Genomic DNA, 25761 nt, shown 5'->3' with positions numbered 1-25761 from the left:
AATGAAATCAATCATCAGAAACATATTACTCCTAATGCTATTCGGAACGATATCTGCTTGCAGTGAGAAAACTGTGACGGTTTCTTACCAGGAGTATCCGAATGCATTCAGGAATCCAATGAAAGGATTCAGGGAATTCTTCGCTCCCGGCATCGACCGGATTAGGGAAGAATATCCCTACCCTTACGGTTCACTGACAAAAGAATATATGCAGTGGAATATGATCGAAGACGACGCCAATGACGGAGTAGACAAGATTATCGCTTACAGCAATCATCGCTGGAAAGGAGTAGAAGATATAAACGTCAAAGTTATTCCCCGGGTTTTTCTTGTATGGCTGGAACCCTGGCATGGCGGAAAACCTAAAGACCCCACTAATCCGGATGACTTAACCGGTTGGCACTGGCCCAAAGGAATAACTCCGGAAAAAGGTCCTTATAAACAAAGACCGAACTCCGTGGCCGCCTATGTAGAAGAAAAAGACAAAAATACCCCCATTACCGGGGGATACTTTGACCCTTCTTTTCCTAAACGCGTAAAAAAACTTGTAGAGAAACTCGGACAGGCGTGGGATAACGACCCACGAGTAGCGTATGTAGAAATGGGAATTATCGGTGAATGGGGAGAACACCATGACCCGGATCTCTCAACTTACTGGGCTCCGCACGACGAACCGGAACACGTAGCTAACCGGACATGGATTCCAGGCATGGAAAAGATACTGGGAGATGCCTTTGCCAAAGCATTCAAAAACAAGAAAGTAATGGTCCGTTATGCTTATGAATTTAAAGATTACGAATTCGGGATTTATTGGGATTCATGGTCTCAACCCCAAGAGATTGTAAGAGGTTATGAGGAAATGAAGAAACTGGGTGATCGTTGGAAAACCCAGCCCATAGGTGGAGAAATTACTTGGAACTGGGGAGATTTGGCCCGGTTCAAATCTTTTGAAGAAGTGGTGGCGGATAAGGATACCCGGGAATATGTCATGGAACAGATCCGGAACTTGCACTGCAATCATTTAGGCGGAATCACTTGGGCAGACTTCAACGAACCGGAGTTCCGGAAAAATGCAGAGATACTGCAAAAAGCTATGGGGTATCGGTTCATTATCAATGAATTCTCTTACCCGAATGAAATTAAAGCGGGAGCACAATTCCCTATTTCTTTCAAAGTTGTCAACACCGGATCGTCTCCATTCTATTATAACTGGCCGGTAGAAGTAGCTTTGCTAGACCCTGAAAGTCATCAAAAAGTATGGGGGAAAATATTAGAAGGGGTAAACATCTCCGAATGGATGCCGGGAGATAATTGGTCGGTAGATGAGCATAAATACCAGACGGCTCCGGAGACTTACCACATCCGGAAGAATATTTCTATTGACGCCCCCATTGCCAAGGGAAAATATATCTTGGCTTTAACGGTGCTCGATCCGGCCGGTATGCAACCTTCGCTCCGATTTGCCAATGAGAATTATTTCGAAGGTGGTTATCACCCAATGGGCTATATCGGTATTGGTGAATCAGTTGCCGATACCCGTCTGAACCCAGATTTATTCTTCGACATTCGAAGTGACAAGTCTTTAAAATATCAACTCGAACAACCCGTTCCTGTGATATTCGACACGGATGTCGGCAATGACATTGACGACGTGCTGGCTATGCAAATGCTATTCAACTACGAGAAAGCCGGAAAAATAGATCTGCTAGGTATCACAATCAGCAAGTCCAATCCTTATTCAATCGAATATATTGACGGATATTGCCGCCTCAATGAGAGGGGAGACATTCCATTGGGATATGCATACAACGGAGCTACTCCCGAAGACGGAGGTTATCTCCGCCAAACTTTGGATACCATTATTGAAGGCAATAAGATACTGCATCCTCAAAGAAGCATAAAAGACAATCTGCCGGAAGGATATAAGTTGTTACGGAAATTACTGGCTTCACAACCAGATAATTCCGTCGTATTTATTGCCGTAGGACCGGAAACGAACCTTTCACGCCTGCTACGCTCGGAAGCCGATGAATACAGTCCTTTGGACGGCAAATCACTCGTTGCCCAAAAAGTGAAGCTGTTGTCCGTAATGGGAGGACTCTATGGGAACGAGTTCGATTTCCCCGAATGGAATCTAGTGCAGGATATAAGTGCAGCCCAAACCGTATTCAGCGAATGGCCCACTCCGGTCATTGCAAGCGGCTGGGAACTAGGCAACAAATTGTTGTATCCGCATCAGAGTATCTTGAATGATTTCCCGAACGCTTACAAACATCCTCTTTGTGTATCTTACCAGATATATGACAAAATGCCTTATGACAGGCAAACTTGGGATTTGACCTCTGTCATACAGGCCATAGAACCGGAGAAGGATTATTTTGAACTGTCAACAAAAGGAACGATTACAATAGACAGTGCAGGACACAGTCTTTTTAATGCGTCAGACAAAGGACAACATCAATATCTTATGATTCAAGGAAATGAGAATATTCAGAGAACATTAGATGCCATTGTCCGCCAGGTGACAGGGAAAGAAGAAAAGAATATAAACCAATAAAGAAAGAATCATGTTTATAGTCAATAGTTATACACTAGCCATTATCTTTTGCTTCATAACCATGATATGTTGGGGTTCTTGGGGTAACACCCAGAAACTGGCCAGCAAGAACTGGCGTTATGAGCTTTATTACTGGGATTATACGATCGGTATCTTATTATTTGCCTTACTTCTCGTTTTCACACTCGGAAGTTTCGGAGATTCGGGGAGAGGTTTTCTGGAAGATATCCGGCAAGTAGATGCCAGATACATAGTCAGTGCTTTGATCGGAGGAGTTATCTTCAATGCTTCCAACATCTTACTTTCAGCTTCAGTCTCCATCGCCGGAATGTCGGTTGCTTTTCCGTTGGGTGTAGGACTTGCCTTGGTCCTAGGTGTGTTTATCAATTATTTCAGCACCCCTAAAGGAGATCCGTTCTGGTTGTTTACAGGAGTAATCTTGATTGTTATCGCTATCATCTGCAATGGGATAGCGGCAGGCAGGCAACAGAAAGAGGGAAATAATAATAGTAAGAAAGGGATTATTCTTGCGGCTATTGCCGGCATACTTATGTCTTTCTTCTACCGCTTTGTAGCTGCCGCTATGGATCTTAATAATTTCGACTCTCCGACTCCGGGCATGGCTACTCCATATACTGCTTTCTTTATATTCTCAATCGGTATCTTCCTGAGCAACTTCCTATTCAATACAGTTATTATGAAACGCCCGTTTGTAGGAACTCCGGTAAGCTATAAAGAATATTTTGCGGGAAAAGCAGGCACACATCTGGTAGGTATCCTCGGAGGATGTATATGGGGATTGGGAACTGCTTTGAGCTATATAGCCGCAGGAAAAGCAGGAGCTGCCATCTCCTACGCGCTCGGTCAGGGAGCACCTATGATTGCCGCCTTATGGGGCGTATTTATCTGGAAAGAGTTCACCGGTAGTTCCAAATCAACCGACAGGCTTTTAGGAATCATGTTTATTCTGTTCATCACAGGATTATCATTCATCGTTTTATCCGGAGGAAACTAATTATGAAAATAAACCATATTCTTTTTCTACTGACGGCAGCCTTCTGTTTTCCTTCGATAACAGTTGCCAAAATAATTGAGGCCAGTTCGCCGGACAAGAAAAATGTGATAACCATCGAGACTAACAATCAGGTCAGTTACAGCTTATCCCGGAATGGAACAAAGATTCTTGATACTTGCCCGCTCTCACTTACAGTCGGAAACGACACTTGGGGAACAGACAAATGTAGAAAGATAGCTCGTAAAAGCGTTTCGGAGAAAGTGGAATTTATTGTACCACGTAAATATAAAGAGACAGTGGATAATTATAATCAGGTTGAGCTTATTTACAAAGACTATAAAATCGAATTCAGAATCTATAATGACGGAGTGGCCTATCGTTTCGTAAGTACTGCAAACAATAAACAGCCTGTAAAGAAAGAGTCGGTATCTTTCCGCTTCGGACAGGATCACACCTCGTACACTCTTTTAACCGACCAGCTACAAAACTGGTTTGAGCAGGATTATACAGTAAAGCCGATCAATGCATTACCCAAAGACAGTTTCTCCGTAGCTCCTGTAATGGTTGAAGTAGACAAATACAAAGTATTATTAGCAGAAGCCAATCTCTATAATTATCCGGGAATGTACTTACAACCCGCCCAAGAATCCTTCCATGGCATTTTTGCCAATTATCCGGATAAGGAAGTGCCATACGAAGGGTATAATAAAATTTATGCCTCCACACGCAAAAATTATCTTATTCCCACCTGCGGAAAACGGGTCTTTCCATGGCGGGTAATCGGTACTTTCGACAATGCCTCTTCCATATTACAAAGCGAGCTTATATATTTACTCTCCGAAGAGAAAGAACAAGCCGCCGACTATACATGGGTTAAACCCGGTAAAGTATTATGGGACTGGTGGAATGACCGTAATATCTATCATATAAATTTCAAAAGCGGCATTAACACCGATACATATCTATATCTGGTAGACTATGCAGCCAAACATCACATCGAATATGTCCTGATTGACGAAGGCTGGTCGGCACGTAACGATCTGTTAACCCTCAATCCCGATGTTGACATTCCGCGTATCTGTGAATATGCAACAGAAAAAGGAGTAGGTATCCAGTTATGGTCGAAATGGGTAAACATCATGCGACAAATGGATGAGGCTTTTGCACAATTCAGCAAATGGGGAGTGAAGGGAGTCAAAATAGATTTTATGGACCGTAATGATGCCAAAATGGTTAACTTCTACGAACAAGTAGCTATTAAAGCCACTCAATACAAATTATTAGTAGACTTTCATGGTTCTTACCCCAACGAAGGCATGAGACGCAAATATCCGAATCTGATGACACGCGAAGGAGTAATAGGACTGGAGTATAACAAATGGAGCAAAAGAGCCACAGTTACACATGATGTAATCATCCCTTATCTCCGTATGTGGGTAGGCCCAATGGACTATACTCCCGGAGCTATGCTTAACGCACATCCGGAAACATTCTATGAAAATCAACATGAACCGATGAGTCAGGGCACACGTAGCCACCAATTAGCAATGTATGTAGTCTACGAAAGCCCGTTGCAAATGATTTCGGACAGTCCGACTAAATATGACGAGAATCTCCAGAGCTTTGAATTTATCAAAAGTATTCCTACAACCTGGGATGAAACAGTTCCTTTAGAAGGAGAAGTGGGCGAATATATCGCTCTTGCACGCCGGCATGGCAATACATGGTACATCGGAGTAATAAACGGAAGTACTCCACGGCATATTGAAATTGATTTATCATTCATAGGAAATGGCCCGAAGAAGATAAAAGCGCATATAGACGGAGTAAATGCCAGTCAACAAGCAAAAGACTCACAAATAATAGAACAAATTATCAAGGATAATGAGAAACTACTCATAAATATGAGTAGAGGAGGAGGATATACAGGTATTATTCATATAGAGAAGTAACATTTTACAGTTACTCAACAAGGCAGGCTGTCTCTTTTTCTTGAGACAGCCTGCCTTTATCTTACTCCCAATCGTTTCAGACTGTAATATCCAGCAAAATCTCCCCTTTTACGTTCAGAACTTTCACTTTTAATTCATCTTTCTTCTTCTCCAGAATCATCACCGTAGCACTATCCATCTTATATCCTCCACCGATAACGACCGGATAATTATTGCCTAACTCGCCCTTCGGATGAAAAGCATATTTATGGGTATATGCATTCTAGGTAGTTCGGAGTTCTACTAATATAGGACGATGGTCGGAAGCCATAGACTCGTTCAATACTTGTGCGGATATAAGAGCAAAACCGTTTGCATTGGATTTTAATGTCGCAATATAGTCTATCGTTTCCTTAGGCTCTGGAGCCGGATAAGTATGCTGTTTGGGATTGGAAAGTAGCTGAAAATCCTTTTGCAGTTCTTTAATAAAGTCGGATTCCGGTTCTGCATTCATGTCTCCGGCTAAGAAAAGAGGCTTTTTATAAGGAGCAGTAAACGATTTCACAATCTTCAATGATTCCATTCGGTCTTCTTCTGTCAACGACATATGAGTGCAACAGTAAATGTAATCTTCAAACTCTGCGAGAATCAAGGCACGTGCTTCTTCCCTTCCCGGCAAAGGGATAGTTTGCAGGCGTACCGGAACTTGTCTGGTTAGTAATCCGATTCCGTATTTTCCACCATCAAAATCAATGGCAGGTGCAAAGTAGGCATGCATTTGTGTACGCTCGGCAATTTCTCCTAACACATACTTCTGCCCGCTCCGGTTCGTCATACTGTCCACTTCCTGTATAGCCACCACATCGGGAGAAGCGTTGTTTATCACATTCGCTATACGCTGGAAATTACAGACATCATCCATGCCGTTTGCATTCTTGATATTGTAGGTCATCAGCTTCAATGTGTTCTGAGCCTGTACCGAAAAGACAAATAGAGTAGCAATAACTAATAAAAGATTCTTTTTCATGTTTCTCATTTTGGGGGTTAATGTTAAGCGGCTCAAAGGTAGCGAAAAAACAAAAAGCCGCAAAGATATGTGTCCATACCTTTACAGCTTCTACCATGAATTGTTTGTGTGTGTCTATTATATCTGCATGTTTCAAATAACGCCCCGCACTCTGTCATCAAAAGCGGAAAGCGCGGCTTTCGCCCCTTCTCCCATAGAGATAATGATTTGCTTATATGGTACGGTCGAAACATCTCCGGCTGCGTAGATACCCGCCACTTTGGTTCGACAATGCGCATCAATCACAATCTCACCCGGACGGTTGGTTTCCACTACTTCTCGAAATACATTGCTATTTGCAGAAAGTCCGATTTGTACAAATACGCCATCCAGTTCAACGAGACGTTCTTCTTCTGTTTTACGGTCTTTAATACGCAGGGCAGTCAGTTTATCGCCGTTTCCTACCACCTCGGTAGTTTGTGAGCTGACAAATACCTCTACGTTCGGCAATGATTTAAGGCGTTCCTGAAGTACGTTATCTGCCTTCAGTTCATCCATAAATTCAAAGACAGTCACTTTAGAACAGATACCTGCCAAGTCGATAGCCGCTTCAATTCCGGAATTTCCACCGCCAACTACCGCTACGTGCTTTCCTTTATAGAACGGGCCGTCACAGTGAGGACAGAAAGCAACACCGCGACCGATATACTCCGCTTCTCCCGGAACATTCAGCCTACGCCAGCTTGCACCAGTCGCAATAATCAATGCAGGAGCCAGAAACTTCTCGCCGACAGAAGTAGTCACCTGTTTCTGCTTTCCCAGTATTTCCACTTTCTCTATCTTACGATGTTCCAACAAATCCACCGGATAACGCAGCAAGTGAGTTTTCAGGTTATCTGCCAGTTCGCTGCCTGTCGTTTCAGGAACAGAGATTAGGTTTTCGATGCCGACAGTCTCTTTCACTTGTCCGCCGACACGTTCGGCTACGATAGCTACACGCAATCCTTTACGGGCAGAATAGATAGCAGCCGACACTCCCGCAGGGCCTCCACCGGCAACAATCACATCATATTCTTTCACCTCAGCCACCGCTTTGGTTTCATCAATTCCATATTGCTCTTCCAATTTTGCAAGCAGTTCGCCGAATTCGCCACGGCCTACATGGAGCAATTTGCCGTCAGCAAACACGGAAGGCACTCCCTGTATCTTCAATGCATCTACTTCGTCCTGGTAGAGCGCACCGTCCACCATTTCATGCGTAATGGAAGAATTGAGTGTTGTCATCGCATTCAAAGCCTGTACAACATCGGGGCAGTTCGTACAAGTCAGCGCGACGTAGGTAACCAGATGTATCGGGCCTTTCAGTGCTTTCACCCGGTTACAGACAGCCTCATCGGGGAAATTCTTCCCTTTGCCGTCCAGATTCAAGATAGCCAACAATAGCGAAGTAAACTCGTGCCCGTTGGGGATTCCCCGGAAAGTGATTCCGGTACGGTCACCGTTCTTCAATAAAGTAAATTTCAGTCCGCTTCCTTCATTCACTACACAAGTGATATGGTCGGAGCAGTCCGCTACGTCTCCCAGCAGTTCAACCAGTTCAGTTCTGTTTTCGTGACTGGATGATACGGATATATCAAAAGTAAAATTCGCCTCCAGTCCGGCAAAGATACCCTTCAGTTGTTCTTTCAATGCAGATTCTAACATATACCTTTTTCTCCTTCTATTTCTTTGAAAAGAAAGACCGGCAGCGTCTCCCGTTACCGGCCCTTCATAATCATCATTATCAAAAAACTATCAAATCTTACCTACCAGGTCGATGCTCGGTTTCAGGGTAGATTCACCCTTCTTCCACTTGGCTGGACAAACCTCTCCGTCGTGAGTCGCTACAAACTGAGCAGCTTCCACCTTACGAAGCAATTCGCTCGCATCACGGCCTATGTTGTTATCATTCAGTTCCACCACTTTAATCTTTCCTTCCGGATTGACAACGAATGTACCGCGATATGCCATACCTTCTTCTTCGATATATACTCCGAGTGCACGGCACAGAGCACCTGTCGGGTCTGCCAACATCGGGTATTGAATCTTACGGATACTTTCAGAAGCATCATGCCAAGCTTTGTGTACGAAGTGCGAGTCAGTACTTACCGAGTAGATTTCAACGCCCATTGCTTTGAACTGGTCGTACTTTTCAGCCATATCCACCAATTCAGTAGGACATACGAAAGTAAAATCGGCAGGATAGAAGAACAGAATCGCCCATTTACCTTTCAGGTCATTGTTGGTTACAGTCTTGAAAGCTCCGTTTTGAAAAGCCTGAACACTGAATTCAGGAAGCTGAGAATTTAAAATTGGTTCCATAATCTTTATTGCTTTTATTGTTATTAATTGATTTGACTTATAACATCAGAAACTTCGTTTTGTTTCTTGTTTCTGATGCAAAGATAAAGGCGGAAGACCCGCCTTTGCAAAAAAAGTCCAATCGAATAATTCTATACGGCGATAGATGAAACTTATCAATCAACCTCCGGACAAATACAGAATGATTCGTAGATCGGGACAATGCCCCATCCGATATTTTTTATAATTTTGCGTGCGGAAACATACTAATTGAAACCATATATATACGATTATGAAGCATCCTCTCGACCAATTCCAATATTGCCCAAAATGTGGTTCCTCGCATTTCGAGGTCAACAATGAAAAATCCAAGAAATGTACCGATTGCGGCTTTGTCTATTATTTCAACCCGTCTGCCGCTACCGTGGCGCTGATTCTGAATGAGAAGAACGAGTTGCTAGTCTGCCGACGCGCCAAAGAGCCCGCCAAAGGTACGCTCGACCTTCCCGGCGGCTTTATTGATATGGACGAAACAGGGGAAGAAGGCGTAGCCCGTGAAGTATTGGAAGAAACCGGATTGAAAGTGAAGCAAGCCATTTACCAATTCTCACTTCCCAATATTTACATCTACTCCGGGTTTCCCGTGCACACGCTTGATATGTTCTTTCTTTGCACCGTAGAAGATATGAGCCATTTCTCGGCAATGGATGATGTAGCGGATTCCTTCTTCCTGCCTTTATCGGAGATACGTCCGGAAGATTTCGGGTTGGACTCTATACGGCGGGGACTTATACGGTTTCTGAGCCAACATAACTAACCGGAGGCTTCACTAAACTTTCGGTATGCAAATTGCGTTCTAAGCGAAAAAAAGTGTATCTTTGTACAATTAGAATTCTAAATCTATCCTAGTCATGAGCAAGATTTACCCCATCGGAATACAGAACTTTGAGAAGATTCGCAGAGACGGATATTTCTACATCGACAAAACTGCCTTAGTCTATCAAATGGTAAAGACAGGCAGCTACTTCTTCCTGAGCCGCCCGCGCCGTTTTGGGAAAAGTTTGTTAGTGTCTACGCTCGAAGCCTACTTTGAAGGTAAGCGCGAACTCTTTGAAGGACTTGCGATAGAGAAACTGGAAAAAGACTGGACAAAGCATCCTATATTGCACATAGACCTCAATACCGAAAAGTACGAGAACCTGGAAAGTCTGGAAAATATTCTGAACGATACTCTTTACAAATGGGAAAAGGTGTACGGCACTGAACCATCCGAAACCTCGTTGCCCCTCCGCTTCAAGGGCATCATCCGCCGTGCTTATGAACAGACCGGAAATCGTGTTGCCATTTTCGTAGATGAATATGACAAACCCATGCTGCAAGCTATCGGCAACGAAGAACTGCAAAAAGCTTTCCGCAACACTTTGCAAGCCTTTTACGGAGCTATAAAAACGATGGACGGCTACATAAAGTTCGCCTTTCTGACAGGCGTCACCAAGTTCGGCAAAGTAAGTGTATTCAGCGCATTGAACAATCTGATAGACTTATCTATGGACGAGCGTTATGCAGCAATATGTGGCATGACGGAAGAGGAAATCCATGATAATCTGGAAGAAGACCTGCTCGAACTCGCTGACAAACAGAAAATGAGTTATGAAGAAGTATGCCGTGAATTAAAGACGTGTTACGATGGGTATCATTTCGTAGAAAATTCTGTCGGCATATATAATCCGTTCAGCGTGCTTAATACATTCTTCAAAATGAAGTTCGGTAGTTACTGGTTTGAAACCGGAACACCTACTTATCTGGTGGAATTATTAAAAGCCCATCACTATGACCTGCACTGTATGGCGCATGTAGAAACCGATGCCGACATACTGAACAGTGTCGATTCGGCTTCGACCAATCCTATTCCCGTGATTTATCAAAGTGGATATCTCACTATAAAGAAATTTGATGAACGCTTTGGCATATACCGCCTAGGATTTCCCAATCGCGAAGTGGAGGAAGGTTTTATGAAGTTCCTGCTTCCATTCTATGCGAACACAAATAAGGTAGAATCACCTTTTCAAATTCTAAAGTTTGTCTGTGAGGTGGAGAGTGGCGATTATGAATCTTTCTTCCGCCGCTTGCAAAGTTTCTTTGCCGATACACCCTATGAGTTAATACGCGACCAGGAATTACATTATCAAAATGTACTGTTCATCGTTTTCAAGCTTATCGGTTTTTATGTAAAGGCAGAGTATCGTACATCACAAGGGCGTATTGACCTCGTGTTGCAAACCGATGAATTCATATATGTAATGGAATTTAAACTGGAAGGCAGTGCCGAAGAGGCCCTTAGACAAATAAACGAAAAGAATTATGCGCAGCCTTTTGCAGCCGACCCTCGTAAGTTATTCAAGATAGGGATTAACTTCAGTAGTCAGACAAGGAATATTGAGAGGTGGATTGTAGAATAATAGTACAAGAGTTGGGAAAATGAAGTACAAGAGCTGGTAAAGTAAAGTACAAGAACGAGACAGAAAAAGTACAAGACTTTAACAAATGAAGTAGACAACTCAGATAGAAGAAGTACTTAGATTGAAATCAGAGCAGGCTCTTTTGATACCTTTTATCCCACCCAACAAAAAGTAGGGAAAGTTGCTTTCAGCTTTCAGTTTCCTCTGCAACCCCCTATTCATCGGCATCCCGGCTGAAAGCGCTCATAAAAATAGCCTTTCAGCCTTCAGCTTCTCAAAAAACTGCAAAATCAATAAATAAATTACACACACATCTATCCTAATATATGTCTACATAACCAACATATTGGACATATAGATTCACCGTACTGTATATATATTGCCACCGTGGTGTACATATATAGCCACCACAATGGATATATATACCCACTAAACAGCTTGACGACTGCGCTGTGCATGTATATATTCTAGCCCCAGCCCATACCTCTTCTGAACACCGGGCATATCGACAAGAGCTATGAACACATTACAGTCTAAATTTCATTTCCCTTATTATAATTACTTCTCAGTTCAGTTGGAGTTATACCAAATAACTTTTTACAATAACAAGTCAGATGCGCAGGAGAGCTAAACCCAAAGTCCATAGCTATTTCCCGGAAAGCAATATCCGGATCACAAATTTTCTCACGAACCAATTCAGCCCTCCGCTCCTGCATCCATCGGTAAGGGCTCTGGCTAAAACTCTCTTGAAACTTACGATTAAAAGAGCGTTCCGAAACACAACACAAACTTGCAAATTCTTTCACCGTTTTCACATTCTTATAATTATCCAGTACAAAATCCTCGAACTTCCGTCTTACTCCAGTCGTTCTAGAAAAGAAGGCAGCAAGTTCTGATTTAGTATAAAATCCCCTCAATGCAAGAATGATTTCCTGCTGCTTAAGAATATGCATATGCCTACATAGCAATCCTGTATCCAGATAAAAAAGTAACTGCCTCAAAATATATAACAGAGGCTTTCGGATTGGTAAAATGCAATTATTACCGTTCTCCATTTTTACATGTGAAATTGATTCAAAATACATTTTGTCACAAGCCGTTATCTGCTTATTCCAAAACAACAACAAACATTCTGCCGACACAATACCTTCAACCCTATTTTCTTCATGCCGCGGTATAAGCAGCATGTTATGCTCTAAAAGGTGTATATTATGCTCCCTGCCTATATTAACAGATAATTCTCCTTTCAAAAGAAATAAAATACAAAAACAACAACTATTATCAATCTGTCCGGATTCTTGCGCAGACAATCTGTATTGGGTAAAACCACTGTCTATTTTAATTCCATAATTAAAACAGGAATGATGTTCCGACAAATAAAGCAATTTCATGTTATAATCTAAGTAGTTTAATTTCAATAAGTAGTTTAATTTTAAAATAACTCGCTTCGCTTACTATGTTTGTTTTTTAAAAACACATACTTTTAAACTACAAACAAAAACTGTAATTCTATAAACACTTACTTCATTTTACATATCTTCCTAAATACAAGAAACTCCCCCACCACATAAACTATTACGATAAATGGGGAAGTCTGATGATTATAAAGCAGAACTGCTTCTATTTAGGATACATCTTCTATTTTTCTATCACTTCTTATTTAGAATTAATAGTACAAATACTTACCCGGTTCCAATCCGGTTCCTCAAACATATAGCCAATTCCCTGTCCTTCAGCAACAATTCGATCCTTTGAAATCCCATACTTATTAACCAGCATCTTTTGAACTGCCTCGGCACGCTGTCGCGCAATACGCTCATTAAGTTCTTCACTACCCTCCGGAGAAGCGTAACCCTTGATTACAACTCCTGCCTCTTTATGATTTCTCAAGTAAACTGCAATCCGTTCAACATTAGGTAATTGAGAATTATCAATAGTTATTCTACCTTGACGAAAAGTAATCACAGACTCCAGTGTTTTTTTACTATTGTCAATCGTATCTTTCACAATTTTCGGTTCTCGATTCCTGTACTCTTCCAAAGCTGTTTCTAAATCTGTCACTTTTTGGTTAGCATCCTGCAATACATTATCATTGCGTTCAAGTTCTGAACGAAGTTGATTTATTTGAGCATTCAATGCATCAAATTCAGACTGGTCGTAAGGTCTTACTTTAGTAAAATGATGTTCACCATTGCTACATCTGAAATGATACACCAAACCAGCACTAATCTCCCACATGGCACGCCCCGAATGAAAATATACAGGTTTCGTACCCATAGAATTCATATCATATACAAGAGCCGGTTTGAGAGCTAGAGTCCACGCCTTACTTTCCCCTAAATTAAAATTAAAATTTAGTCCTAACTTAGTAGACATGCCATTTTGATCTTCCCCCATGTTTCTACCAACATAATAATGCATCCAGCCAATACCAGCCACAGCCTCAATCTCAAAACTTCTTGGAATACCGCTATAACCTCCAAAAAGATTATTTAAATTCACCAGTCCTAACAAACTTACATTTGATTCATCAAATGCTGTTTTACTTTTTGTTGTATTAAAATAACCCATTGCCTCAAAATCCAATCCAAAGGTAGGGGTTAAATGTTTGCTTACATGAACTCCAACTGTCGAACGCATGTTTTTAAAAAACGAGTGATGAGTCAATGGGGTCACGCCACCCACATTAATACCTATTGCCCAATTATCCGCAAATTTGTTTCCTTCCAAAGCAGTTTGTCCACTTACATGGCAAATGGCAATACCAGATAGCAATAAGCCTACAAAAATCTTTTTCATCATAATTCTTATTTAAATTTATTATTAGCAGAACTGGGGGCTGAAATATATATCATTCCCAACATTCTACCCTTAACTATATAGTTGACTAACTACTACTTTCATTTACAATACAAAATAAAATAACCCATTGTGAGTATCTATGTTTATGTACGTCTTTCTCAGCTGCAGTAATGGAACGTACCCACGACCACGATTCTACGGTCCTCTACGTAAAGTCATATTTTTCTGTTGTTTTCCAATATTCAACAAACACTAATCCGGCAAAGTGAACTAATTGTAATCAGCTATCTCACACCAGAATAAACGTTGTATAACATTTTACAAAAGAAGGCAATTCCTATCTCAATCCGTTATAAATAAACGACATTATATTTTATACATCAGACAACTATCATTTATATAGAGGCTTCATCATTTGGAGATTCATAGTTTTGGCTATAATTCAAGCGGGAAAAATAATTATATAACATAAAGAACCTATTTCAGCATATCCCCCTCCTTCTTAGAAACATGTTTTCCAGAAGTGATATTCATTCATTGATTTTATTATTATCCAACAACACAACACGCACCCAGTCAACCCACATTTCTCCCGGCAAATCTTCATCATGGATTTCTCCCGGCCATGTCATCATGCCATTCAATTCACCTCCCAATGAAAAATTTAGAATTATATTGAAGGGATATTCACAAAATGGATACTGTAGTTTCTCCTTATCCAAATGTTGGTTCTCATATTTCCAAGTCTCTTTGCCGTCGACATAAAATATTAATTCCTTTTCAGTCCGCTGCACTGCATATACATGATCTTTAGTTACATCAAAATTCTTATCAGGCTCCTTGTTCGTTACTCCTGCAGAACCATTTTCACCATTTATATAAAAAGTATGTACCGTTTGAAAGATCTGCTTAGGACTCCCTTGTACCCATTCCATAAGATCTATTTCTCCCCCTCTGGGCCATTTCGGCGCTCCTATAGGCATTTGCCAGATAGCAGGAAAACCTCCACGGACCAATTTCGTTAATCTGGCCTTAACTTCCAAACGTGTACCACAGGGAAAACCTATTTTGGAAAACACCCCGCCATTTTTATAAATCCCGTTGTCCTTCCAGGCCCGCAACTTCAAATAGCCATCCTCCACCTTTACATTTTCGTAGCCATCCACACCCCTGAAATACTGTGACCAGGCGTTGTTGCCATACGTACAAAGTTTCCAGATTGCTGTATCGGGCACAACACATTTCGCATCAAAATCATCAACAAACAAAATGTTTTCAAGTGTATCCACTCCGATTTGCTCCTTTTCTTCTGCGCATACATAAGTAACAGTCCCACCTATAGCAAATAATAAATAGCACAAAATTGATCTCATATGATTATAAATTAAAAAGATTAAAAACCCATTCTTTCTTCAAAAACAATATTACCTCATCGAAAGAAGAGTTGTCACCACAAGAGTGCTGACAACTCCCTTCGACAGGCACTATCACCTCAAAAACAAACTTTTACACCATAAATATTATTCTAAATCATAGAGTACATTCAGGACCCTATAAATCTATTTACAAAAAACTATTTCCACTGATATACCCGCACATAATCCACTTGCATGATAAAAGGCAAATGTTTCTCATTTATAGGACCAGCCATCCCCTTTCCACCTGCAACATTCAATATCAAGAAGAAAGGAATATCAAAGGGCCATTGTACTGCGCCCAAACCTTTGTTATAATAGGTTGCGCAAACTTCTCCATTTACCGTAAAATCAATTTTCTTATCGTTCCATTCTATTCCCCATATATTCCATTCACCCTGCTTGAATTTAGACCCTGAATGACCAAAAGGATATGTCTTTTGCTCCGTACCAGTAGTATGTACCGATTGTACAGCAACATCTAAATCTTTTATATGCTCCATTATATCTATTTCACCACTTGCAGGCCATCCTCCATGTTCCGAATTGGCAGGCATCATCCATATAGCCGGCCACGAACCATTCCCTGATGAAAACTTAGCTTTAATCTCTACTTTACCATAAGTAAAATCAAACTTTCCATTATCAGTGCGTATACTTCCAGATTTATATCCGCGGGGATCTGTTTCATCCTTCATAAACTTGAGATTCAACAAGCCATCTTCACACCAAGCAACGGATGTATCATTCGGCTTATAATAATAGGAATGAGCAACATTTCCCCTGGGAGTATAATTCCACTTCTTGGAATCAACGGCCCCATCAATATTAAATTCATCTGAAAAAATCAGAACCCACGATTTATCCACTCTTTCAACGGAATCTTCTTTCTCTGGTCGCAGCACATCAATGGAACTGTCAGAAAAGTCGTTTGAACATCCGAAAAATAAAACTGCTAATAAAGGTATTATACTTTTTTTCATAACTCAACTTCGTATTATTTTATATTATCTTTATATTACCATAAACAGATATAAAAGTATATCTAGCCGGAATACGAAACTCCTCCCTTCCAACCGGACATATTCTCGTCATATCTTCTTCTATTCATAACCAGGAGTCTGTTTCAATGCCGAATCATTATCAAGTATATTCTGATCCAACGGCCATAAAACTTTATATGCCTCAGTCTTCTGATCAAGAATAGCAACTTTATTATCAATATCACCTTCTATACAGAACACTAATGGAATACCGTCCTTTGCATTCTTCATACGGCACAAATCCCACCAACGTTGTCCTTCCTGTACAAACTCCTTATCCTTTTCATGTAAAATAGCTAATTCATTAGTTAGAAAATCAGATGCCTTATATATATGTGAACCTGCCTCAGACTTATACGCCCTATTTCTGACTAAATTTATATATTTCTCAACATTTGCATTATCACTCTCCATATTAGCGATCTCGGCTAATGCTAGATATACCCAGGATAAGCGGTAAAGAATAAGATCACCATCATAAACTCTATTTCCCTGAGCATTGAGAGAGCCCAAATTTTTACATACATGAGTGCCATATACATACAATTCTCCACTTTCCTTTTTCCGATATGAAGGCATAAATGTGGCGTCACAACGAGTATCACCTTTTTCAAAACTATTATAAAGCGAAAGTTTATACTCATATTTCTGTTGACCATTATTCTGTATATCAAGCGCATCATCCCATGGCGTTCCATCTTCTCTAAAACTATCTTTGTTAGTCGTTCCGGAAATAAGAGAATAGGTATATCCACGAGAAAGAGAGTTTTCTGCTTCACCCTCCATATAAGACACAGCCATTATCACCTCACTATTACCTTTGTTATCAGCACTGAATATACGTTTAAAATCTTGTTGCAATTGAAGTCCATAGTTACCCTCTACATCTTTCAAGAACTTCTTGGCCTTTGACAAATCCGATTCGGTGGCTTTATTATCACCGATAGTTACTTTGGAATTCCATAAATATACCTCTCCTGCCAAACATTCTGTGGCCGCCTTTGACCAATACACCTTGGCACCATGTCCATATGAATTAAAATCAGAATTCTCTCCAAAATATTGTAGGGAGGTTTCCAAATCCTTTTTAATCTGTGACATAACTTCACTTGGTTTAGCTCTCCCCAAAGTAAGTTTATTCGGATCAAGCACTCCATCAATAACTTCCACGCCAAGACGAATTGGTACCCCACCATAGACTCTATAAAGATCAAAATAGTAAAAGGCACGAAGACCATACGCCTGTCCAAGATAATAATTCTTTTTAGCTTCCGGAATGAAATTAGCATCAGTTACACGAGCTATAAAAAGATTGATATTGGTTATACAGCCATAAATATTTCCAAACTTGGTAACTCCGGGAGTCTCCTTAGACAGATTTTGTAAACGGATTTCCCCACTAGAGATAGACAGACCATCTGCACTTGCGCCATCCTTATAATGTCCGCCCCTTAATTCACCAAAAGTGATAATATGCTGTTCCGCCATATCTCGCAATTGTTTATGAAGACCGTCAATATATGCACTGACTTGGGATTCTGTTTTCCAATAGCTGGTGCTTCCATAATTATCTAACGGGGCGAGATCCAGCATATCCCCACATGATGTAGCCACTATAGCAGCTATGTTCAACATCATAATATGTATAAACTTTAAATTTCTCATCTCACTTCGAATTATTAAAATGTAACATTAACGCCAAATATAACGGTACGTGGCAAGGGATATCCTGACGAAATCTCCGGGCTTACCGTCCTGGCAGAAGTTAAATAGCCCAAATTCTGTCCCGTTATTGAAAATTGCAGTTTCTGCATATACAGTTTTTTAGACAATTCTTGAGGAAGAGTATATGACAAAGACAATTCTCTAATGCCTAAATAGTTACCCTTAGAAGCAAATAGAGTTGAGGTACGATAGTAATTGGCAGCTCCCACCTGATCAGCAAATACGTAACGGGGATATTTTGCGTTTGGATTGCTTTCACTCCATGTATTAAAAACATCCTTTGTCGTATTGTAAGTCCCCTGCATACATCCTAAAAACCAAGGAGTCTTATCATCATAAACCCAATAACCAAGCGCAAAGTCAAAACGGGCATACAAACTAAGTCCCTTCCAAGACATTGTGGTATTAAAACCACCATACCAACGAGGAGTAGTATTTCCTATTACAACCTGATCATACTGGTCAATCACCCCATCTCCATTTACATCCTTCCATTTCACATCTCCAGGTTTTAACGCTATGCCTTTTGCCCGCTCATTATCAGAAAGTTTATTCCAAGCTTCAGGGCCATATTGATATTTACCTTGAGCATTCCCCGAGGTCACAACCAAATTTCCCGGAATATCATCAACACTTCTGTAAATACCCTCGGCCTGGTAACCGACAAGTATCCCATACTCCATTCCCTCCTGAAAACCTCCGACATACACCTTCTCATCTTCCAACTTACCTGTACCCGGATTTACAACCTTCCGGCCGGTATACACTTGCTGTCCATTCTGTCTGTTTCGTATCTGCCCATTATCAGGAAGGGCTATAATCTTATTCTTATTATAAGTTATATTAAAAGATGCATCCCAAGTAAAATCACTGGCATCCAACACCTTACCTGAGAGTTGTAATTCGATTCCGCTATTACGCAATTTTCCATTATTGTTCTTAACAGAAGAGAATCCCGTGGTCGAAGGCAGGGTGAAGTCTGCATACTTGTCTGATGTCAGACGATTGTAGTAATCGATATCCAAATTCAAGCGTCCTCCCAAGAGTCCTACATTCAAGCCTATATCAAAACTAGCAGTTTTTTCCCAACGCAAAGAAGGATTAGGCAAAGTACCTATCAGAAAACCATTGTTGCCATGATATTTATTAGAATTATATGAACCTTGAAGAGTATATGGACCGATTCCGCTGGCATTACCGTTCAAACCGTAACTAGCCCTCAGCTTTCCATAATAGAGGAAAGGAAGTGATTCCTTGACAAAATCCTCTTTCGTAAAAACCCAGCCACCGGAAACTCCCGGAAAAAATCCCCACCGATTCTTACCCAGCAAAGAAGAATAACCGTCATAACGAAATACCCCGGAGAACAAATATTTACCCTCATAGTCGTAGTTCAAGCGTCCAAAATAAGAAAGAATACGGTAACGACTATGATTCGAATCTATCTGACGTTTACCCTCACCTGCATCGGTCAGACCTAAATCCTTAAAATCATCGGTAGCAGCACCAGAGCCGGATGCAGAGAAACCGTTATTATACTGATCATAAAATTCACTACCAAACATAATATTCAAATTATGAACAGCAGAAAATACAGTCGTATAATCTAGAACAGCATTATAGGTCTGAGAGAACTGACGAGAATAGCTTGCACTAGTTGAACGGGTTCGATTCCATTGCCCCGGAACCGTCTCATAGTCCTTGCGCATACTTTCTTCTACAGTATGAAAATAATACCAACTGGCAGAAGCCCTCAAGACTAATCCCTTGAATAAATTAGCTTCTAATGACTGTATAAGAGTAAACTTTGTCCGTTCATTATCCTGATCGTAACTCTTTGCAACATAATTCTGATTACCGTCTCCAGAACTAGGGCCCAATGTCGGATTACCGTCCTCGTCTTCAAAACGGACAGTAGGAGGAGTGCTCATCACCCGACCAAAATAATCACTTTCCTTCCCCCAGTCGTTGTTTAACCATACATAATTAGCCCGACTGAAAGTCGCATTGGAATTCGTTTTCAACCAATCTGCAATTTTGTACGAACCGTTGAATGTGAAATTATAACGTTTATATTCGGTAGTGATAGGAGCTCCGGGGGAGTCGTTATAACCCAAACTTGCATAATAAGTTCCTTTATCATTCCCCCCCGACATACTAACCGTATAATCCTGTGTCACTACCGGATTACGAAGATTATACTCCTCCGGTTTTGTCTCTTTATAAATGATTGTTTTAGAAGGGTCCAAAGGGTCCAGCATTTCTCGCCAGCCCATATTCAAAAGATAGGAATTTTCATCCGTTTTCCCCATAATATTCCACACCATATTCGCACCGAGCTTATTCCCCGTGCCAAAGGCGGTAGAACCTGTAAGATTTGCCGTAGCTGCCCACGGGGTATTTTTATAGGCTGTACGAAGGACTGTAATATAATCTTCCGCGCCCAAAAAGTCATAGGGATTATTAACATAACCGAGACCTATATTTGCTCTGAAATTAATTTCCCGATGTCCTGTCTGGCCAGATTTTGTTGTAATTAAAATTACACCATTACTTGCACGGGCACCGTATATGGCCGTAGCCCCGGCGTCCTTCAGAACATCCATAGATGCAATATCCTGAGGATTGATATCATCAAAATTATCACGAAGCTGTCCGTCCACTATCACCAGGGGACCTCCCGAACCATCAAATTCCGTTCCACCACGTAATATAACTTTAGGAGATGAAGTAGGATTTCCCGAAGTGAGAGAAACCTTTAAACCGGGAACAGAACCCGACAGTGCCTGAGAGGGATTTGTATATATACCCTTCTCTAATATCTGGGGACTGACAGTCGATATAGAATTCGTCAGTTTTGCCCGTGAAACTTTTCCGCCATAACCGGTTACAACAACTTCCTGCAAAAGCTCACTGTCTTCTTTTAAGATTATCTTAAAATTCATTTTTCCTTGCACACTCAAAGTCTGGGAGGAAAAACCTATGAATGAAACCTGTATACTGGCATTATCAGAAACCGAGAGTGTAAAATTACCATCAACGTCAGAAACAGTGCCATTTGTTGTTCCAACTTCCACAACACTGGCACCAATGACCGCCTCACCCGCAGTATCCGTTATTATGCCCGTAATACTTTTCTGCTGTGCCACAACTACAATCGAACACAGAAGACAAACAAATAAAATAAAACTCTTTTTCATACTCTTTTATGTTTTTCATGTTTAAAACGCCTATCAACAAGAGGCGTTCAACTACCATATATCCACTCCAAAAACATCACAAATTACGGAGGTATAAACAAAGGAATAAAGAAAATCATATTTAATAAATTAGGGGTTATTATTTACAAGCGCAAAGAAAGAGCTCATAAAACTAAACATAGTCAGAAAGCATTTAAAAAAAGTCATATATCATCCAATACTGCATTTTTTTATCAAAAACAGAATAATTAATAAACATTTTATGTATATACGTTGTTGAATAGAAAAATCTGTTTTAAACAACACGAAAATATAAAAATGTACAGGCTATTTGGTATATTCGCAATATTAACACTACTTTGCATATTATCTACATCAGGGCATGACATAAATTACCAGTTTACGTCTATTTCTGTAGCGGAGGGGTTGTCTCAATCTACCGTCCAATCCATACTTTTAGATAAGAAAGGGAAATTATGGATAGGAACAAAAAATGGTCTGAATTTTTATACGGGACAAAATCTGAAAATATTCAAAAGCTCCCCCAACGACAGATACTCATTACCAAGCAATCACATTATACATTTAACCCAAGATTCCCTTAATGACATATGGATATCTACCAGACAAGGTATGGTTAGATATGATGAGACACACGGGAATTTTATTCCCTTCAATCATGATATCATCTATTCTTCCTTATGCATAAATGGAGGAGTACTTTTCGGAAGTGAGAATCGAATATACAAATATGATTACCAAAAACGCTCTTTTAAAGCAATATGCATCAACCCCAAAGGTGCTACGGACAGTGACATTACCAAATATAGGGTACAAAGAATTATAGCAGTTTCTCCAAAGGAGGTGCTAATCGTCACTAGAAGGGATGGAATATATATATTGAATTACCCAAATATGCAATTAAAGCGTTTTTTCTCTTGTCCAAACAATATTTTGCAAGGAGCATGTCTGGCTTCAAACGGATACATATATTTATCTTTTTGGGGACAAGGCCTGTTTTGTTATGAGAAAACAGGAAAGCTTATAAAACAATATACGAGCAACAACTCCGGATTAACAAACAATTATGTATTGGATATAATAGAAAAGAAAGGATATCTATGGTTAGCAACTGATGGCGGAGGAATAAATCGTCTGGAACTACGCAATGAAAAATTCTCTAACCTCTATCATATTGCCGGAGATGAGAATTCACTTCCTGTCAATTCTATCACTGTATTATATAAGGATAGCAACGAATGTTTATGGGCGGGAAGTGTTAGAGGAGGAGTTTTCAATATCAAAGAAAGTTACATACATACTTATAAAGACTGTCCTTTAGGATATAATAATGGATTGAGCGAAAAATCTGTGACGAGTTTTTACGAGGAAGCTAATGGAAAGCTATGGATTGGTACAGACGGAGGCGGAATAAACTTGTATGATCCTCAAACGGGAAATTTCAAGCACTTCTCGTCTACCTATGGGGATAAAGTGATTTCCATAGCCCCGGTATCAGAAAAAGAACTAATGGTATCTGTTTATACAAAGGGACTTTTCCTGTTTGAAAAAAACACAGGCATTTATCGACCGTTTGTGATAATAAACGACAGTATTAACTTCAGACAGTGCTTTTACGGATATCTTCCACGCGCTCACCGAGTGACAGAAAACAAAATATATATATTTAGTAAGGACCTATGGGTATATAATATAAATAATAAAAAATTCTCTCCAATCAAAAACGATAACAATTATCAATTACAAGCCTCGGTCATAGCCTACTGCGACAAAAAGATATCCTTGGCAATGAATGGAAACAAAGTATTCCGAATCATTAATAAGAATGACAGCATTGATCTTCTTTTTCAATTGGACGAGAAAGAAGTTATCAGTGCGATTGATTACGACGGAATAAATAAGATATGGGTGGGAACAACAACAGGAATGGGATATTATGATATAAAAGAGAAAAGATATTTTAAAATCAGGTCACAGTTATTCAATGATATTACCGCCCTCCGTTATGAGCCTTCTTCAGAAAGGATATGGATCTGTGCACAAAACCAACTATTTTCTTACTGCATAAAAGAAAACAGATTTATTCAATGGAACAGAAGCGACGGATTTTATCCCAATGAAATAATATTTACTTATCAACAACGGGCTGAAAAAAACAGCCGATATCTTTACTTTGGTGGCATAGAAGGACTGGTCCGAATAAACACAGACATCCCAGAGCCTAATGAACCAGATCCGGAAATAGCACTTTACAGCATAGAACTCAACGGGCAACCGTATACATCCGGTATAGACACCCCCAATATAAAAGTTCCATGGGAACATAATGCACTCGCCCTACGGGTATATATTAAAAATAAAGATATTTTCCAGCGAGTTCCATTCCGATATATCATAAAAGGAAATGTTGATAAGATAATCGAATCATATAATCCGATATTGGATCTTTCCAACCTATCTACCGGTAAATACCGCATTGAAGTAGCATGTATGACAAAAGACGGAAATTATACCACTCCTATCTTTCTCACAAATGTCCATATTACCCCACCATGGTATAAAACAGACTGGTTTATAATATTATGTTGTATTAGCCTTATAGGAGGGGGTATTGCAGGAATATTCATTTTTAATATAAAAAAGGAAGCAAGAATACAAAAGAGACTAAAAGAATACAGACAATATCTGAACGAAAAGAGGATAGATTTCCTCATTCACATAAATCACGAATTACGTACTCCCTTAACATTGATTTATGCCCCACTAAAACGTCTCATGGACAAAAGTGAGATGCAAGGATTACCTCAGCATCTGATACCACAATTACAACTACTATTCAACCAAGCACAACACATGAGGGAAATAGTGGATATGGTGTTGGACTGGAGCAGTTTGGAGGCAGACTATAATAAATTGAAAATACAAAAAACTCAATTAAACGAATGGGTAACCGAGGTTATCAAAGACTATATGAATGAGGCAAAAGAAAAAGAGATATGCATACAATTACAAATAGATCCCAACATAGAGGAGGTATGGTTTGACAAACAAAAGTGTCAAACAGTAGTATCAAACTTACTGATGAATGCACTAAAATTCAGTAAGGCAAACAGCAATATAACAGTAAGCACGCAACGTCTTGAAAACACAGTCAGAATATCTGTTATAGACGAAGGAAGTGGTATAGAAGATTCGGATATGGCAAATCTCTTCACTAAATTTCACAAAGGTAATCACAAAGAGAGAGGAAGCGGATTCGGATTATATTATGCCAAAACAATAATGGAAATGCACGGGGGGCTTATAAGGGCCTATAATAATACAAACAAAGGAGCTACATTCTATTTGGAGCTGCCATTTCTCAATACAAATAAAAAAGAAGAGTCCACCCATTTACAGCAAAAAAGTTCTCCTCTCCCTTCCAGCATCCAAGATACACATTTCGATTGTACCGGAAAGACTGTGCTTATTGTAGAGGACGAAAAGGAGTTAAGGGAATATCTCATAAATTCTTTAACTGAGTTCTGTAAAAAAATTTATGCGGCAGACAATGCGGTCTCTGCCTTAGAAATCTGTCAGAAGAAACAGCCTTCTATTATTATTAGTGACGTAATGATGCCGCAAATGGATGGTTTTGAATTATGTCGTCAGATAAAAAACGACATCCAGACAAGCCATATCCCTATAATACTGTTAACAGCACGTTATGACCAGACAGCGATAACAACCGGATATAAATCCGGAGCTGATGCTTACATCCCCAAACCATTTGATCTAGACTCTCTAAAGATCGTCATCGGAAATATCTTAAAAAATAGAGAGAAAATACACAATCAATACATATCTATCAACCAGGCGACTTCTCTCCAGACTTTAACAAACAGTAAAGCTGACGAGGATTTCATGACAAAAATAAATACAATTATACATGAAAACCTATCTGACGAAGAATTTTCCGTCCAGCAATTGGCAGATGTCATGACAATTAGCCGTTCTTCCTTATACAACAAGATAAAAATTATAACAGGTTTGGGAGTCAATGACTATATAAACAGATTACGTATCGAAAAAGCGATCTCACTGCTTACCAATACAAATTTAAACATAAATGAAATAAGCAGTGAAGTGGGTTTTACTTATCCCCGATATTTTAGTTCAACATTCAAACAAATGAAAGGAATGACTCCCAAACAATTTAGAGAAGAGAATCGTATAAAATAAGTAGAAGTTCTTTGGAAACACAACTG

General features: G+C 40.0%; 14 protein-coding genes and 1 pseudogene. 6 read left to right on the top strand and 9 right to left on the bottom strand.

What is annotated here, in order from left to right:
* Window position 1: 1 nt before the first annotated feature.
* Genes CLIN57ABFB40_RS20400 through CLIN57ABFB40_RS17765 form a run of 3 tightly spaced genes read left to right on the top strand, consistent with a single transcriptional unit; the run spans window position 2 to window position 5524 of the window.
* Window positions 2-2557: a nucleoside hydrolase gene (locus CLIN57ABFB40_RS20400; protein ID WP_254871813.1), complete on the top strand. Its 2556-nt coding sequence runs from the start codon at window positions 2-4 to the stop codon at window positions 2555-2557.
* A 10-nt stretch (window positions 2558-2567) separates the two neighbouring features.
* Window positions 2568-3572 carry a GRP family sugar transporter gene (locus tag CLIN57ABFB40_RS17770; RefSeq protein WP_175631336.1) on the top strand — a complete coding sequence of 335 codons (1005 nt, stop codon included), beginning with the start codon at window positions 2568-2570 and terminating at the stop codon, window positions 3570-3572.
* Window positions 3573-3574: 2 nt separating this feature from the next.
* Window positions 3575-5524: a glycoside hydrolase family 97 protein gene (locus tag CLIN57ABFB40_RS17765; protein ID WP_175631335.1), complete on the top strand. Its 1950-nt coding sequence runs from the start codon at window positions 3575-3577 to the stop codon at window positions 5522-5524.
* A gap of 268 nt (window positions 5525-5792) precedes the next feature.
* Here the strand turns inward: CLIN57ABFB40_RS17765 and CLIN57ABFB40_RS17760 are convergent.
* The 3 genes and pseudogenes from CLIN57ABFB40_RS17760 to ahpC all read right to left on the bottom strand — a co-directional run.
* Window positions 5793-6530 (bottom strand): annotated as a pseudogene (locus tag CLIN57ABFB40_RS17760) (endonuclease/exonuclease/phosphatase family protein); the annotation flags it as partial.
* Between the two features lie 132 nt (window positions 6531-6662).
* On the bottom strand, window positions 6663-8213 hold the full coding sequence (gene ahpF, locus CLIN57ABFB40_RS17755; RefSeq protein ID WP_175631333.1) for an alkyl hydroperoxide reductase subunit F: 1551 nt from the start codon (window positions 8211-8213) through the stop codon (window positions 6663-6665).
* Between the two features lie 90 nt (window positions 8214-8303).
* Entirely contained in the window at window positions 8304-8870 is a 567-nt protein-coding gene (gene ahpC / locus CLIN57ABFB40_RS17750) for an alkyl hydroperoxide reductase subunit C (protein ID WP_005675267.1), read from the bottom strand.
* Between the two features lie 271 nt (window positions 8871-9141).
* Here ahpC and CLIN57ABFB40_RS17745 point away from each other — a divergent pair, with 271 nt between their 5' ends.
* Both CLIN57ABFB40_RS17745 and CLIN57ABFB40_RS17740 read left to right on the top strand, forming a co-directional pair.
* Window positions 9142-9666, top strand: coding sequence for an NUDIX hydrolase (locus CLIN57ABFB40_RS17745; RefSeq protein ID WP_175631332.1), 525 nt, complete (start codon window positions 9142-9144; stop codon window positions 9664-9666).
* A 94-nt stretch (window positions 9667-9760) separates the two neighbouring features.
* Entirely contained in the window at window positions 9761-11308 is a 1548-nt protein-coding gene (locus CLIN57ABFB40_RS17740; RefSeq protein WP_175631331.1) for an ATP-binding protein, read from the top strand.
* Window positions 11309-11841: 533 nt separating this feature from the next.
* Here CLIN57ABFB40_RS17740 and CLIN57ABFB40_RS17735 read toward each other — a convergent pair.
* The 6 genes from CLIN57ABFB40_RS17735 to CLIN57ABFB40_RS17710 form a co-directional block, all read right to left on the bottom strand.
* Window positions 11842-12699 (bottom strand): helix-turn-helix transcriptional regulator, encoded by an 858-nt coding sequence (locus CLIN57ABFB40_RS17735; protein WP_175631330.1) that lies wholly within the window; start codon window positions 12697-12699, stop codon window positions 11842-11844.
* A 265-nt stretch (window positions 12700-12964) separates the two neighbouring features.
* Window positions 12965-14107: an OmpA family protein gene (locus CLIN57ABFB40_RS17730; RefSeq protein ID WP_175631564.1), complete on the bottom strand. Its 1143-nt coding sequence runs from the start codon at window positions 14105-14107 to the stop codon at window positions 12965-12967.
* 533 nt (window positions 14108-14640) lie between these two features.
* The gene (locus CLIN57ABFB40_RS17725) at window positions 14641-15483 is read right to left on the bottom strand and encodes a glycoside hydrolase family 16 protein (protein ID WP_175631329.1); all 843 of its coding nucleotides are present in this window, start codon (window positions 15481-15483) and stop codon (window positions 14641-14643) included.
* A 200-nt stretch (window positions 15484-15683) separates the two neighbouring features.
* Window positions 15684-16508, bottom strand: a complete 825-nt coding sequence (locus CLIN57ABFB40_RS17720; RefSeq protein WP_175631328.1) for a glycoside hydrolase family 16 protein — start codon at window positions 16506-16508, stop codon at window positions 15684-15686.
* Window positions 16509-16628: 120 nt separating this feature from the next.
* Complete coding sequence (locus tag CLIN57ABFB40_RS17715) at window positions 16629-18233, bottom strand: RagB/SusD family nutrient uptake outer membrane protein (RefSeq protein ID WP_175631327.1); 1605 nt, start codon at window positions 18231-18233, stop codon at window positions 16629-16631.
* Window positions 18234-18247: 14 nt separating this feature from the next.
* Window positions 18248-21493, bottom strand: a complete 3246-nt coding sequence (locus CLIN57ABFB40_RS17710; RefSeq protein WP_175631326.1) for a SusC/RagA family TonB-linked outer membrane protein — start codon at window positions 21491-21493, stop codon at window positions 18248-18250.
* A 318-nt stretch (window positions 21494-21811) separates the two neighbouring features.
* Here CLIN57ABFB40_RS17710 and CLIN57ABFB40_RS17705 point away from each other — a divergent pair, with 318 nt between their 5' ends.
* A complete protein-coding gene (locus CLIN57ABFB40_RS17705; protein WP_175631563.1) occupies window positions 21812-25735 on the top strand; it encodes a response regulator in 3924 nt (1307 codons plus the stop codon).
* The last annotated feature ends 26 nt before the right edge of the window (window positions 25736-25761 follow it).

The organism is Bacteroides acidifaciens (genome assembly GCF_903181435.1).
Lineage (GTDB): Bacteria > Bacteroidota > Bacteroidia > Bacteroidales > Bacteroidaceae > Bacteroides.
Note: the sequence above shows the minus strand (reverse complement) of the source record. Positions and strands in the feature narration are given on the sequence as shown.

Bases quoted from the DNA above. Each gene is read 5' to 3' on its own strand.
- CLIN57ABFB40_RS20400 (WP_254871813.1), top strand. From the start codon at position 2: ATGAAATCAATCATCAGAAACATATTACTCCTAATGCTATTCGGAACG.
- CLIN57ABFB40_RS17770 (WP_175631336.1), top strand. From the start codon at position 2,568: ATGTTTATAGTCAATAGTTATACACTAGCCATTATCTTTTGCTTCATA.
- CLIN57ABFB40_RS17765 (WP_175631335.1), top strand. From the start codon at position 3,575: ATGAAAATAAACCATATTCTTTTTCTACTGACGGCAGCCTTCTGTTTT.
- ahpF (WP_175631333.1), bottom strand. From the start codon at position 8,213: ATGTTAGAATCTGCATTGAAAGAACAACTGAAGGGTATCTTTGCCGGA.
- ahpC (WP_005675267.1), bottom strand. From the start codon at position 8,870: ATGGAACCAATTTTAAATTCTCAGCTTCCTGAATTCAGTGTTCAGGCT.
- CLIN57ABFB40_RS17745 (WP_175631332.1), top strand. From the start codon at position 9,142: ATGAAGCATCCTCTCGACCAATTCCAATATTGCCCAAAATGTGGTTCC.
- CLIN57ABFB40_RS17740 (WP_175631331.1), top strand. From the start codon at position 9,761: ATGAGCAAGATTTACCCCATCGGAATACAGAACTTTGAGAAGATTCGC.
- CLIN57ABFB40_RS17735 (WP_175631330.1), bottom strand. From the start codon at position 12,699: ATGAAATTGCTTTATTTGTCGGAACATCATTCCTGTTTTAATTATGGA.
- CLIN57ABFB40_RS17730 (WP_175631564.1), bottom strand. From the start codon at position 14,107: ATGAAAAAGATTTTTGTAGGCTTATTGCTATCTGGTATTGCCATTTGC.
- CLIN57ABFB40_RS17725 (WP_175631329.1), bottom strand. From the start codon at position 15,483: ATGAGATCAATTTTGTGCTATTTATTATTTGCTATAGGTGGGACTGTT.
- CLIN57ABFB40_RS17720 (WP_175631328.1), bottom strand. From the start codon at position 16,508: ATGAAAAAAAGTATAATACCTTTATTAGCAGTTTTATTTTTCGGATGT.
- CLIN57ABFB40_RS17715 (WP_175631327.1), bottom strand. From the start codon at position 18,233: ATGAGAAATTTAAAGTTTATACATATTATGATGTTGAACATAGCTGCT.
- CLIN57ABFB40_RS17710 (WP_175631326.1), bottom strand. From the start codon at position 21,493: ATGAAAAAGAGTTTTATTTTATTTGTTTGTCTTCTGTGTTCGATTGTA.
- CLIN57ABFB40_RS17705 (WP_175631563.1), top strand. From the start codon at position 21,812: ATGTACAGGCTATTTGGTATATTCGCAATATTAACACTACTTTGCATA.